The sequence below is a fragment of the Pseudoalteromonas obscura genome, assembly GCF_030135505.1.
In the GTDB taxonomy this organism is placed as follows: Bacteria; Pseudomonadota; Gammaproteobacteria; order Enterobacterales; family Alteromonadaceae; genus Pseudoalteromonas; species Pseudoalteromonas obscura.
The window spans coordinates 50,645-64,819 of the sequence record NZ_JASJUT010000003.1 but is presented as its reverse complement, the minus strand read 5'-3'; the positions used below and the strand labels follow the sequence as shown (position 1 = coordinate 64,819).

Sequence of the window (14,175 nt, the reverse complement as noted above, 5' to 3'; positions counted from 1 at the left end):
AGTCCACAGTTGACCCGACAGTTTTAGATGATGTGTTTCGATTGCGCCTAACGGTATGCCTTGAGCGAGAAACGGTTGTTCGCAAACATTCAATGTATTTTTCTTATCGTATGATTTAGTATTGCTTTCAATACTTTAAAGCGAAATCGTGTTTATATTAATCACTATCTAACAAAGTCTCGCTAATAAGCTGTTATGCAAGTTTGATCGGATAATAAGGAATTTATATGCTTGAAGTGGCCTTATCAGAACTTATTAAAGCTGGAATATCTGTTGCGAAAGATATTCTGGGTACCAGAGTAAAAGAAAAAAACTCTGAGCTTCTTGAAGCAAAAAGGAAGAAAGAGAACGACCAGAAAAAACGTAAGGACAAAAAAAGCCTAGGTCTGACAATAAAAGAGTTAGAAGCCATAGCACTCCTTCCAAATGAACAGTTTAACGCTGAGATTTTAATGGAAGAAGATGAGGTAAGTCAGAGCTTAAAAAAGCACTTGAGTTTGGTTAAAGAGTGGTCTGGTTTTATTGGCTTTAAAGATTTACAAGGAGAAAAAAAGCTAAGCGATATTTACGTTGAGCTAGATACCTATCTGATGCCACTGAGGACGCATTTCGACAGATCAGAAAGGTACACAGTAAAACCATTACAAGAAGCCCTTTTTTCAGATGACAAGCACGCGGTCGTTCTTGGGCAACCAGGAGCGGGAAAGACAACTTCTATGAAAAAGTTGTGCTCAAATTTCTTTAGCGGTTTTGTTAATAGTCAATATAGCTTTCCGGTGTTAATCCGCTTCAGGGATCTTAATACAAAAGGGTCGCATGAAATTATTAAATCCCACCTCTGTGATTTGTTAAAGCTTGATATTTATGCATCCGAGCCCTCTGAGTCCCAAATTAGTGAGTCTTGGAAAGAGGAGTCAATATATGCTGTGATAAACGAACTTAAGCCTATTTTGATTCTCGATGGATTTGATGAATTGCCAACACAATCTCAAAAAGATTCAACTTTAAAAGAAATAAGGAAACTGGCTCAAAATTGCAGAGAGTCCAAAATAATAATTACTTGTAGGACCGGGGAGTTTAATTACACCCTTGATCATACAACGGACTTCGAAATATCATCTTTAAACCAAGATCAGATCCTGTGCTTTGCAAGAAACTGGATAAAGGAAGAGCATAAGGCAATAAAGTTTGTGCAAGATATCAATAGCAGTCCATTTTCTGATACTGCAATTAAGCCACTTTCATTAGCACACCTGTGCGCTATTTATGAGAGAACAGGTAATATTCCAGACAGGCCGAAAACTGTGTATAGAAAAGTTGTAAATCTCATGCTCGAAGAGTGGGATGGTCAACGCTCAATAAATAGAGAGTCTCGGTATGCTAAATTTGAACCGGATAGGAAATTTGAGTTTCTAAATCACCTGTCGTATTACTTAACCATTCATGGTAATACTGGTGTCTTTAATCAACAGCAGTTGATTGACGCGTATTCTTCCATATGTGGAAACTTCGGACTGCCTAAACAACAAAGTGTTTTGGCTGCGAATGAAATTGAGTCCCATACAGGTTTGTTTTTACAGACAGGTTATTTACAGTATGAATTTGCCCATAAGTCATTACAGGAATATTTAACGGCCGAATATTTAGTTAAACTTCCATCTTTAGAGCGCGTTAAAAAGTATATAGAACTGCTAGGTTCTGAGCTGGCAATTGCGACTTCGATCTCATCTAATCCTAGCCTATACTTCACGGATATAATTCTTGGTGTATTTTATAGAGGAGTTCTTTCTAACTCCTTCTACAATGCATTTACAAGTCGCCTATCACAAGAAAGGCCCGATTTTTACCCCAGTGAAGATTTGGTCTTGGCATCTTATACCCTGTTAAGCCAAAGAATTGATGATAGAGAATACTTTTCTTTGATGGAAAAAATGCTTGAGAACTGTAATGTAGAGATAATGACTTCATACTATGAGTTGGAAGCTGAAGGCTCTGATGGCACGATAGTAATGAAGAGGATCAAGCAGCACGACGAGTATAGGCTGAAAACGAAACTGAGAATACCGAGTGGGGATTTTGCAGAAAAGATAACATGCATTGCGTAACTAAGCAGGAGTCGGGCCTCCGTATGCTGCGGGTAGCGTTATGAGGATCTGAGTTTAACATAAATGGCGCTGCCGACTTGATTGAGTTCTATGAATTGAACTCAATCAAGTTAAAGCTTTTTTAGTTAATCCCATGCTATTTCGTCAAAAGCTCTTCTGGCTTCCGCCAATGTGCATTCAGTTTGCGCTATCAGTTGGTGTAATGTCATGGTGGGGTTGTGCTTCACTATCGAAACTAAATCTTCAAGGCTTGGTTTAGGCCTATTGCAGTGCAACTTTTCAACTACCCATTGCCAGCTGGGTTCATCATGTTGTTGAATATGCTTAACAATAACTTCCAATTGTGACCAGTCACCTCGTATTCTCCAGTGTCTTGAGCGACCTTTTCGGCTTAGCTGAGCACCGCTGGACTTTATAAGTGCTTTTAATGTGTCTGCGTGTTCAATACGACGAATAAAGCTATTTAGTTGGATATCTAACATATGTACATGCATGGGGAATTGTGTGAGCAGTGTAACAAAATTATTAGTCGCTTTCTTTGGTTTAAAAGGCTTTGGCGATGAGGAGTTGAATAGCCTGTCGTACACTTTAAGAATTTGATGTACGAAGATTGGAGCAGTTACGAAAAGGCATTAATTTTGACATATCGGATTGTGGGCGTATTAAATACGACATGGATATATGTGTTCGCTAGTTTACTGTTGTGCGATCTCGTCCATTCTTTTTAGATAAGTAAAGTGCCTGATCAGCTCGGTTATAAATAGACTCGAGACTGTCATCTTGGAGTTGTGCGCTAGTTACACCGCAACTGATGGTGATATGAAGGTTATGAATATCGTATTGAACAGACATGCCCGCCACTTCAAGTCGAATACGCTCCGCTAGTTTCTCGGCTGCATCAACATTACCGCTGACTAAAATTACAAACTCGTCCCCTCCAACGCGGAAAAAATGGTCATATGTGCGTATAACTTGATTAATAACCTGACTGAATGTGACCAAAACCAAGTCGCCTACATTGTGCCCATACCGATCATTGAAGTGTTTAAAGTTATCGATATCCATCATAATCATCGCAAATGGCTGCTTGTCGCTCTGCCATTTATTGAGCAACTCGTTACCTACGATAGTCAGACAGCGTCTGTTGCTCGCTTTAGTCAGCGGGTCGGTTTCGGCACGTTTCTTTTGCTCTGTAATTTCCATTTGAGCGTGCAGGTAGTTGGCCAGCCAGTTAGCGATGCATTCGAGTAGAACAGCATGTTGTGTTTGATAGGCATTTTCTCTTAAACTGCCTAAATTCAATGTGCCAAAACATGCGCCAGATTTTTGCAGCGGTACATCCATACATGAGTTTAACCCGCCTTCGTGTAAAATTCTGCAGTCGAAATCTTGAGATTCCTTAAGGTTATTGTTTATTTCTAATGTTTTGCTTTGGAATACCCGTCCAACCATGGTGTTGTCAATTTGCAAGATCGTATTAGCTTGAATGGCTTTGTTACCGTATAAAGCATACACCTCCAATGTGTCTTCTTGTCCATTGTGCAAGCAAACACTTGCCCGGTCTGCATCGATAATTTGCGGTAACCAGTGGGAAATCAAGTCCAATGTCTCTGGTAAATCTTTTGATTTAGACAACTCATTGACAAATGTTATTGGCAAGCATATTGACTCATGGTTGATCGAAGAAGACATATTTATCTACAAATGCATAGCGGCAACTAAGTTTGATTATAGCTTAATATTACTTATTCTATAGGTGCTGCGCTGGTGGATTTCTGAGTATTTTCGCTGCGCGAAGGGAAGTTTAAATAGCGCTCTCTGATATGTGATTGCACTCCATTGATAATACCTCTAAACGGTATGTTTTAAGCTGAGACCTACGAAACTCTAACTTTCATGCGTGGCACAATTTACAAGCTGAGTGTACAGTTTAAAATGGGTTGAGAGTTAGCTTACAACCAACCATTTGGGACAACATCTATGAAGGACTTCTAGAGTGCGGTGCTATTTTGTATACATGCTTTCAAGCGTTTTTGTCAGCGTGTTTAGCTTTTCAGTCTATTCGCAAGCCTGGCTGCAAGTTGAGTCTAATGTCGAGTGTCCGGATTTATTGAAATTGCAAGGAGAACGCTATTCAATTTACAATGATTGTTACGGCACTGATCCCCGTCATCCAATAATAGAAACAGGCAACATCATACTGAATGAAAATCACATTACTTTTCACACTCGCAGTATCAATCAGGACTCTTTTTTGCAAAGAGGTACGAACAGTATAAAGCTCATCGTGTTGCTAAAAACAGATGCTAAGTTACACCTGCGGTATGGAAAATCGATATTTAAGTTTAAGAAAGTCGACAAGAAAAAATCCTTGTAGCCCTAAGAATAAGTAATAGATTGTCGTTTGATTGCCGGGTCAAACCAGCACCGAGCATATGCTGCGGTGCTGGGGGTATGAATGAAGTTTAGTTTTGTTGTCTACATTCAAGGCTATCAAAGTCAACGATAATACTTGTATCTGTTGCATCTCCAGAGACTTTTAGATATGACCAGTAACGGTCACCTGCTGGAATCGTAATGCACTCAGTTTTGGTACCAGAGTTTGATTCAGCATCTTTATCGTTATCACTTGGCCAGCCACCATTTTTGTACAAAATATGTAAGTTACTTTGGCCATGCGCTGTTGTAATTGCAATATTCTGTGCAGAGTCCACTTCTGGTAGGCTTAGCCAAACTGTGCCATTACCACCAAGACATGCGGCTTTGCCAGCCTCCAATCTGCCACCTGTAATAGGAGCTTGCGTTGTGCATGCGTTAGGTACAGTCTTATTCACAGAGCTGGGGTTAATAGTCACTGTATAGTCTTCAACTTCGCCATCACCTATGCTTCCACAAGCTGATGTTGGGGCGCTATTGTACTTCATGGCGATACGCATACGCGTCGTTTTGCCTGCCGCACCAGATGGGATCGACACCATGCCGTTCACAGCACCTTTGCCAGAAACATCGCTCATTACTTGCTCAGAATCTTCAAATTGACCGTTTTCATTTAAGTCAATCCACGCAGCCCAATGTTCTGTATAGTTGCCACCAGGTGTGAGTGTAAACTGATTATCGCCTTCTTTGACGTCGATTGTCTGAGCAGTAAAGTCACTGTAACCATCTGCGTTGGAAGGGTTGCTAAATGCACCTGTTTGTACATTTGCAATCCACTCATACTTTGTATTACCGGTTGCTTCGCAATAGCTCACCCCTGTGACTGTAACGCCAGTCTGTGCTGAGTGAGATAGACCTTCGTTATCTGTGACGGTTAAAGTTGCCGTATAATCACCAGCTTGGGCGTAGCTATGTTTAGGGTTTGCAGAGGTACTTGATTGGCCATCGCCAAATTCCCATTTATAACTTGCGATGCTGCCATCAGGATCGGAAGAGTTTGCACTACTAAACTCAATATCTTTGCCTACTGAGCCAGTGTATGGGCCATTGGCATTTGCCACAGGCGCGATGTTTTCGGCTTTAACTAGTGCAGTGGCTGTATCACTGGCGGTGTTACCGTCATTATCGGTTACTGTCAGCTTTACGGTATAAGTGTTAGCTTGCTGATATGCATGTGTTGGGTTTGCCGCTGTTGAGGTATTGCCATCACCAAACTCCCATAAGTAACTGCTAATGCTGCCATTTGAATCGAATGAACCCGCACTGCTAAAGGCAATTGTGTTACCGATCAAGCCATTATATGGACCGTTTGCTTGCGCGATTGGCAGTTCTGAATCTGTAGATCTTTCATAATAAACGACTAATGATGCTTCGCTATATTCCAGAAATGGATCTACCAATAAGTTGAGCGTGCCGCCACCTGCTGGGAATTCACAGTATTCACTTAATCTTGGTGCGCTGAATGGACCGCAGTCAAATTTGTCTTTGGTTGGCACCGAGTTTATGCTGGCGTATAGGTCTGGATCGCCTTGATATCCACCGGGCATAACCGCAACAGTGCGCACTGCATCAGCTGGTATATCGAACTGGTAAGTTTTAGGCTCAGCGCCCTTTGCTGATTTTAAATCTTTGACTTCAGTTAAAAACACACGTTCGCACGTGGCACATAAAGTATCATCTGTACCTGCAATGATGCTGAGCGTCGCGTTGGAATAAGTACTATATGCATCAATTGCAGCATGATAACTTTCGGTACTTGAAGGTGCTGATAGGGTTACTAGCTCAGGCGAACCAGGGCTTCTAAAAGAAATGAAGTCTGCATCCCAGTTGTCACCATTTTTAGTCGGCGCTTTACCTTTGGAGACATACATATCCGGGTCTTCGTCATATCCGTCGAGATAAAATGCGACTGCTTGGGTACCGCTAGGTACATTAATTTCAAAGTTATCAACTTCACCTTTTTGTGCAGATAGGTTTGTGAATGATTGTACAACATCGCCTTTAGGTGGAACGACTGCGCCTGAAGTGCCATCCCAAGGGTGGTCTGCATTACTGGTATATTCACCTAAACCCGTTGCAATCAAGTTGGTGTTTGACCAGATAGTTGCACGGGCTGGGCCGTGCAGGGCAGCAGTCATGCGATCTACTTGATCTTTGGTAAACATTGCATAGTTGTCAGAGTAATGCATGAAGTTTTCGGTGTTTGTAGCCTGACCTAAGCAGTTTTTAGCGTTGTCCTGTAAAATACTACTACTCATTTGTGGCGTATCACAAGAACCATCGCCAGTCGCGTTACAGAATGCTTCTGAATGAACCGTACAAGCGCCATCAAAAGTGTGTGGTAGGTTCAACCAGTGGCCAAACTCATGGGTTAATACAGAACGAAAGTTCTCATTGGTATTTGCACCGACATAATCACCATTGTAGACAACACGAGACAGGCCTTGTTGCGACATACTCAACTGCGGGTACCAAGCAACACCTGAATTATTAGTTTTACCATCATCATACAAGTCGCGCTGAATATAAATGTTCATGTACTTGAAGTTGTCCCACGCGTCAGCAGCAATTTGGTCATCTCTACCACTGCCTTTACCGTAACCAGCTTTATCTGGGTAGCGAACAATACCATTAGTAGGCTGGCCATTGGGGTCTTTTTTTGCAAGTACGAATTCGATATTAAGGTTTCGTCGGATTGCTTGGAATTCCGGTGCTATCGGCCCGTCATCTGTAATTAGCCCCAAAAAGTCTTCATTTGACTTGTTCAAGCCGTCGATAATTTTTTGCTCAGTTAGACAGTAGGTGCCTGTCTCACAGTTATATCTGTCACCGTAAACATGTACAACAACAGGAATGTAATACCTTCCCGGTACACCGTTACCATTTTCTGCGGCAAGGTCCTCTTGAGCGGCAAGTGAATTCATAATTTGCGAAGAAAAGCTTGAGCTTATATTTGCTTGACGGACATTTTCTTTTTGAATGGCAGACCAACTTTGGTCATTGTGGTCAGTACCACATATTTGACCTGAATGTTTATGGTTAGCTTGAACATCCATACTTGCAATGTTGTTCACGTGTGTATGTGGCTCAGAACTTTCTCCTGCATACGACGTTGCAGTTGTCATCGCAGAGAGTAGCGCAATTGTTACGCAATTGAGTTTGGGTAACGTTAGTACCGGTTTGGATAAAAACATGTTGTTCTCCTGTAGTTTATTTTTATTGTTAACAGTTGATATGTTTTAGGTACCGCTTAAACCTAAGTTAACAATTGGCATTTCTGCCAGCACCTCTTGATTGTGAATTGTAATATTTTTTATTATCAGTGGTTTATTATTATTAATTTAATACTTAAACGACATTTAATTTGTAATAAACGTTTTTTAACTTACAACAATGAAAATAAATTGTATACAATATATTTCAGTTGTGAGTTTCTTTTTTGATCTTTGTTTAGGTTAAATAAGCTGTGAATTTATAAATAATGCAAAAAATACAAGAGGTTATGCGACTTTGGTAACAGGTGGTAAAAATTATCCAAATAGTAACCTTTTTACCTGTCTTAAAAACAAGTTTCAAAGAGCATCATTTGCCAATTAAAGACAAGTGAAATATATACACCACACAATTGAGCGCGCTCAATTGTGTGGTGTTTCATGTGTTTTTAATCCGATTGAACAGAGATATTACTACCTATAACGCTTAGTTTTGTTAGTGGAGTTGTGAGTCTGGCCTTGAAATTTTTCATCTAGTATCAAGATATAAAGCAGCTAAGTTAGTTTTTTCAGTGTCACCAAGTATAACAGTTGTTTGGTCAGAGGTAATTCAGAGGTAATAAAACGAAGCTTTGCTGTCGTAAATACGTTGAATAATAAGGAAAGCAACAATGAAATCAGAGCACTTTATTTGGTTTATCTTTTACTTGATGCTATCGAGCAATCTGTCAGCAAATCAGGCTCAAAAAATGTCTGCTAATCAAGTATCCATTGCAATAGAAACTATTTCTAATTCATTGGTCGATGTTTATGTCAACCCGAATAAAGGAGCGCTTGCCGTAGATTCACTAAAAACAAAAATGAATAGAGGGAGTTTTCGCGATGGCGCTGATTTTCATTGGTTTAAAAATGAGGTTTACAACGCATTACGCATGACAACAGGTGATAATAGCTTTGAGTTAATACACAATACTTTTGCCATAGAACTGATCTCTAAACATAATGATGAGACAGCTGTTAAATCACAAATATCTAGTGACGGTGTGGGTTACATTGAGCTAAAAGGGAGTTTTGCGTTTGGGGTTAATAGCGAATTGGTAGCGTCCCATATTTCAGGCTTACCTACACCAAGCGCTTTGCTATTGGATCTGCGCACTGTAGATGAGGGAAGTATTGAGTTGAGCCAGACAATGTTAGGGTATTTCATTGATTTAGACCAAGCAATTGGCTTGTTGCAAACAAACAAGGGAATAGAACCGATTTATGCTATCCAAACGCCAGAGTTTGAACGCTTTAGCGACCATATACCCTTATATATTTTGACGTCATCATTTGTAAGTGGTCCGTGGGAACTGTTTATTCACGCGTTACAGGAGTCAGGTCGCGCGGTGATTATTGGGGAGGAAACCATGGGGCTTGCAAGTATCGAAACGTTAATTCAGATCAGTGAACATATTACTTTGTCATTGACTAGCGGCATGTTGATGAGTGTGAAGGAGCGCATATCGTGGCACGAGCAGGGGGTTGTGCCCGATCACTTTTCAAGTAGTGAAAAAGCGCTGGATATCGCACTGAGTTTGATTAGTGAAAGACAATAGCTACCCTATTATGGTGTTCGGCTTACCTCGACAGATACGATAAAAGTGGGTCATTTATCCGCTAAGCTTAAGCAAATTGGTAAAGTGCTCTGTGGTTTGAAATGATTCACACTGTAATTGTCACACAAAGAGAAAACGCAGAAGCCAAGTCGAAAGAGGCTTAGCTTCTTGACCGCCAATTACTGGTCACTAATTACTTGCCTTAACCGATTTGTCACAAGTTGTAGGGTAGCACTTAAAGGCCGCTCTAAGGCCTTTATAAAGCCCTTGATGCAATATAGACATATGGGTTTCATCTTGGAAAACGTCATAAGTGCCAGTTGTCTTATTGGATGCATACAACAAGTGCCCAGCTCTGGCCATGGCTTGAATATGTTCTAGATAGTCTCCTGTTGTATCATTCGCTGCATCTTTATCGTTGTGGGCAGCCGCAATATAAATATTAAACGCTTTGCTATTTAATAGACCTAGTGACTGCTCTAACTGGTTGACTGTGTCAGCATTATCCCACCACATCGATGGATCCAGTGCGATGTATGATTTAAAGGTGTCTTGGATTTGTGGGTTAAGCACTGCCGTTATAGTGAACAAACCGCCTAAGGAGTGGCCAGCAAGGACCCGGAAATCATTAGTACGATAGTTTTGATCGATAAAAGAAACAACTTCCTGCTTAATAAAATCCTGAAAAATTGCACTTTTTCCAGCTGTTAAATCAGTACTATGGCCGTCATTTGGTACAGAAGGGGTTAAATCTCGCGTTCTGTGTTCTGTCGTATCAATTGCCACCAAAATGGCTTGTGGAATATGACCAACCATGTTTGCAAACCACATGCTTTCAGCGGTAATAAATTGATACGCTACCCCATCAGTAACATATACGACGGGGTAACGTTTTTGTGCATTTTCAGGTGCGTGATACCCCGTTGGCAGCGCAACCCATACATTTTTGCTCTCAGCCAGTATATTTGGGCTGAACGTATGTGAAATCGGTTCGTGTTTATATGTGAATGGCTCATAGCTGGCGAATGCAGAAAAACAGAATATTGAAAGTAATAGACCAATGACTGTATGCATAAAATTATCCTTTAATTTAATTAACAAATTAGGTGGTATTACGTTGTTTAACCTGTTCCGTTTTTAACACCGTTTAAATAGGGTTTCTGTAAAGTTTTGTTCAAGAATTAAGACAAGACACTCACAGAAATTAGATTGATTTAATGATATGGCTTAGTTTGAAAATTGAACGTTTAGCTTGTAGTGCTGATAAGTGTACAGGCTGCTAAATCAGGCGTTACATTAATATCGCTGTTGCTGAATGAGGGCGTGGTGGTTGAGGGGGATTAAAATTGGCAAGCTTCGAGCTGGCAGGTTATTTGGTTGTCAATTTATCACCTAGTAACGGTTTTTTTTGTAAACATATAGATCTTTATGTTGGCTATTTGTATTTATGTAATTAAATCTAAATATCAACAATGTACCTTATAGCGTCACAATTAAATTCAATCAACAAAGGGCGCTACCTATGAACTTAGCTAAATCTTTGGTATGTTTAATGGCCACTATCAGCCTATCGTCAATGGCAGATTCTCAGCCTACTAATGACCCGTCGAGCCTATTTAATACGGCACAAAACCTAATACCTCATGGTGATTTTGAAACTGAAAATCGGTTTAAATTTCCGTCAAATAGTGAAGGGGTTGCCAATCTAAATAATCAGTCTCCTATTTCGGGGCGTCAAAGTGTGCAAGTAAACTTTACCAACTTCAGTGTTTACAGCCCGTTTAATTACTCGTATAAATTCCCGGAAAATACACGACTGGAAAGCTTGAGCTTTAATGGCCTCGTTCAAATGATCTCAGGTTACGAAACGGAATCACTTATTGCCGAGGCGCATGTGACTTATCATAGTAATGGTCATTATCCGTTCACGCATGAACGTGTCATTATCTCTGGTAATAATAATGCCACTACTTTCAATGTTAACGTACCACTTGATCAATCTCGAACAATAAAACACGTAGATTTGAAGTTTTTATATGTTCAAAATCAGCAAGATTTAACCGTGTCACTCGATAACCTCGCACTGTATGTGGTGCCAGCAGGAAAAGAGAATTTAATATCTCATGGTGACTTTGAAACCGAAAACCGATTTAGATTTCCAAGTGCGAGCGAAGGTACTTCTCAAATAACAAGAGAAAACCCACTGGCAGGGCAACAAAGCTTAGAAGTTAACTTTACCGCTTTCAGTGCTTATAGCCCTTTCTATTACAGCTATCAATTCCCTGAAAATACACAATTAGAAAGCCTTCAGTTTAGCGGTTTACTAAAGATGATTGAAGGATTTGAAACTGAGTCACTTGTTGCAGAAGCGCATGTAACTTACCATCGAAATGGTCAATATCCCCTGACACATCGTCGAGTGGCTATTTCTGGAAATGGGGACGCCGTAAATCAGTTCACTGTAAATGTGCCACTTGATAAAAATAGAAAAATAAAACATGTAGACTTAAAGTTTTTATACACGCAGAATCAACAAGACTTAACAGTATTGCTTGATAACCTAGCACTCTATGTTGAGCCCAAAGATCTTAGCAACCTGATAGAGCACGGCGACTTTGAAAATGAAAATCTGTTTAATTTCCCCTCCAATAGCAGTAGTACTGCATACCTAACAGCGGATTCGCCAATTAGCGGTGAGCAAAGTGCTTTGGTCAACTTTACGGATTTTGATGTCTACAGCCCATTTAATCATGCTTATCAATTTACTGAAAATACTTATCTAAACAGTTTACGCTTTAGTGGTAAACTTCAAACGATTTCTGGGTATGATACAGAATCAGTTATTGCTGAAGCCCATGTTACTTATCATGAAAGCGATCAATACCCATTTACGCATGAGCGTGTGACATTGAGCAATTTAGGCAATTCAGTTACGTCTTTTAATGTAGACTTGCCATTGGATAATCGCAGACCAATCAAACATGTAGATCTAAAGTTTTTGCATTTTAAAAACCAAAACGGTCTATCTATTTTACTAGATGACCTCGCATTAACAGTTGATCCTGCGCACTAACCTTGATCACTTAGAGGGGTCAGTATTGGTACTTTATTTATTCCTAGCAAATTTGACATTCCTCGATATTTAATAGAGCAAGTTTAAAGTGTGCTTGCTCTTTACATCTTTTTATTTCAACCATCTACATAAACTTCTTGGTGTGCTTTAACTAATTGAAATTATTATAGCTATATGATTGTATATGAGCTAAAAAGTACGACATTAAATACACAGGGAACGGTCAAATGGCAAAAGATTATAAAGGTGGGTGTTTGTGTGGCAACATCCGATTTACTGCAACAGGAAAGCCTCTCAACCCTCACACGTGCTCATGCACCATGTGTCAGCGTCACAGTGGTTCACTCAGCCAGGTTTGGGTAGAGTTTGAACGACAGCAAGTTATTTGGGATGGGCCGGGAGGAAAGCCGAAGCTATGGCGTTCTTCGGAGTATTCTTCTCGTAGTTTTTGCAATGAGTGTGGGAGCACGTTAGGGGCGATTGATGACGCACCGATAATTGCATTGGTGGTTGGCGCGTTTGATACACCAAACCGATTAGAATTAATGCCCAAGTCTCACTCCTATGTTTCAAAAAAGCCCAAATGGTGGCATGTAGAAGTCACCCCATAAGTTGACTGATATCGATTAGTGTACACTGTGAATTTTGGTCGTATTCACGGTATATCACACTGAACCCTAGACGATTAATACAAACTCGACGGTTGCGATTTATCGCAAGATTATGTGGGCAAAAAGGTAGCCTTGATATTGTTGATTCAAATAATTACGTTGCACACAGGACGAATTTTATTTACGACTGATAAACTGAAGGGTATTGTAAAGCCAATAAACTAAAGGTTCAGATCTAGCAAAAACGCTCTGCGCCGAGACAATCAATAATAAATCTGGTTTAAGAGGTATCTATGAATCAACATGAAAAGCTTAACTATGTAGAATTTGCAGCCAAGGATTTGCAATCAACTAAGTTATTTTTCAGTCAGGTATTTGATTGGGAGTTTGTTGACTATGGGCCCGAATATACAGCGTTTTCAAATCAAGGCTTAGATGGGGGATTCTATCAAGCTGATATGTCGAGCACAGTAAGTCGTGGTGGCGCACTGTTAGTATTTTACAGTAATGATCTGACAGGCACGCTTTCGAAGGTTGTTGAAAATGGAGGTGAACTCACTCGTCCTATCTTTGAATTTCCTGGAGGGTGCCGTTTCCATTTTACCGAACCTAGTGGTAATGAGTTTGCCGTGTGGTCAGAATCCGCATAGTTGTGAACACAGTGGTAGATTTTTTAAATTAGGTTGATCTAAAACATCACACAGTTCGTTTACTGATTAAAATGCTTAAATAAAGGTGAACGAATGTTTGGATTTTTTAAGGCCAACCCAGTCAAAAAGCTCAGAAAAGAGCATGATGCAAAGCTGGAGCAAGCGATGTATGCACAAAGAAATGGAGATATCAGAGGATACGCGATGTTGACTGCGGAAGCTGAATCTATTTGGAAAGAAATAGAAAGCATAGAAAGTCAGTAATGGCCTAACTCAGGCCACTTCACAGAGGGGCGGTGGAAGTGGCAACGCTTTATACTGCGCAGGAACAGCTATGTTAATATTGAAAAAGACGACAATGAGGTAAGGGACTATTAGCGAGGTTATCAGCTAATGCCACACCTTCAGTCGGACCACCTTCCTTATTTATTGTTCAAAACTTTACAATTTATTGTTATCGCTCGCTTTTCTTTTGCTTTAATATAGATGC

General features: G+C 40.2%; 10 protein-coding genes. 6 read left to right on the top strand and 4 right to left on the bottom strand.

Annotated features, from left to right (window positions below; translation table 11 throughout):
- The first annotated feature begins 227 nt into the window (after positions 1–227).
- On the top strand, positions 228–2,105 hold the full coding sequence (locus tag QNM18_RS08205; protein ID WP_284136864.1) for an NACHT domain-containing protein: 1,878 nt from the start codon (positions 228–230) through the stop codon (positions 2,103–2,105).
- A gap of 125 nt (positions 2,106–2,230) precedes the next feature.
- On the opposite strand, the gene QNM18_RS08200 is transcribed toward QNM18_RS08205, so the two are convergent.
- The 3 genes from QNM18_RS08200 to QNM18_RS08190 form a co-directional block, all read right to left on the bottom strand.
- On the bottom strand, positions 2,231–2,587 hold the full coding sequence (locus QNM18_RS08200) for a ribosome recycling factor family protein (protein WP_211010042.1): 357 nt from the start codon (positions 2,585–2,587) through the stop codon (positions 2,231–2,233).
- Between the two features lie 208 nt (positions 2,588–2,795).
- Entirely contained in the window at positions 2,796–3,797 is a 1,002-nt protein-coding gene (locus QNM18_RS08195) for a sensor domain-containing diguanylate cyclase (protein WP_211010041.1), read from the bottom strand.
- Between the two features lie 773 nt (positions 3,798–4,570).
- Entirely contained in the window at positions 4,571–7,735 is a 3,165-nt protein-coding gene (locus QNM18_RS08190) for a M43 family zinc metalloprotease (protein WP_284136863.1), read from the bottom strand.
- A gap of 689 nt (positions 7,736–8,424) precedes the next feature.
- Here QNM18_RS08190 and QNM18_RS08185 point away from each other — a divergent pair.
- Entirely contained in the window at positions 8,425–9,351 is a 927-nt protein-coding gene (locus tag QNM18_RS08185; protein WP_284136862.1) for a S41 family peptidase, read from the top strand.
- A gap of 189 nt (positions 9,352–9,540) precedes the next feature.
- Here QNM18_RS08185 and QNM18_RS08180 read toward each other — a convergent pair whose 3' ends face one another.
- Complete coding sequence (locus QNM18_RS08180) at positions 9,541–10,425, bottom strand: alpha/beta hydrolase (protein WP_284136861.1); 885 nt, start codon at positions 10,423–10,425, stop codon at positions 9,541–9,543.
- Between the two features lie 448 nt (positions 10,426–10,873).
- Here QNM18_RS08180 and QNM18_RS08175 point away from each other — a divergent pair, with 448 nt between their 5' ends.
- The 4 genes from QNM18_RS08175 (at position 10,874) to QNM18_RS08160 (ending at position 13,949) form a co-directional block, all read left to right on the top strand.
- On the top strand, positions 10,874–12,424 hold the full coding sequence (locus tag QNM18_RS08175; RefSeq protein ID WP_284136860.1) for a beta/alpha barrel domain-containing protein: 1,551 nt from the start codon (positions 10,874–10,876) through the stop codon (positions 12,422–12,424).
- A 227-nt stretch (positions 12,425–12,651) separates the two neighbouring features.
- Positions 12,652–13,035 carry a GFA family protein gene (locus tag QNM18_RS08170; RefSeq protein WP_211010035.1) on the top strand — a complete coding sequence of 128 codons (384 nt, stop codon included), beginning with the start codon at positions 12,652–12,654 and terminating at the stop codon, positions 13,033–13,035.
- Between the two features lie 293 nt (positions 13,036–13,328).
- Complete coding sequence (locus QNM18_RS08165; RefSeq protein ID WP_211010034.1) at positions 13,329–13,685, top strand: VOC family protein; 357 nt, start codon at positions 13,329–13,331, stop codon at positions 13,683–13,685.
- A gap of 93 nt (positions 13,686–13,778) precedes the next feature.
- Complete coding sequence (locus QNM18_RS08160; RefSeq protein ID WP_211010033.1) at positions 13,779–13,949, top strand: DUF6435 family protein; 171 nt, start codon at positions 13,779–13,781, stop codon at positions 13,947–13,949.
- The last annotated feature ends 226 nt before the right edge of the window (positions 13,950–14,175 follow it).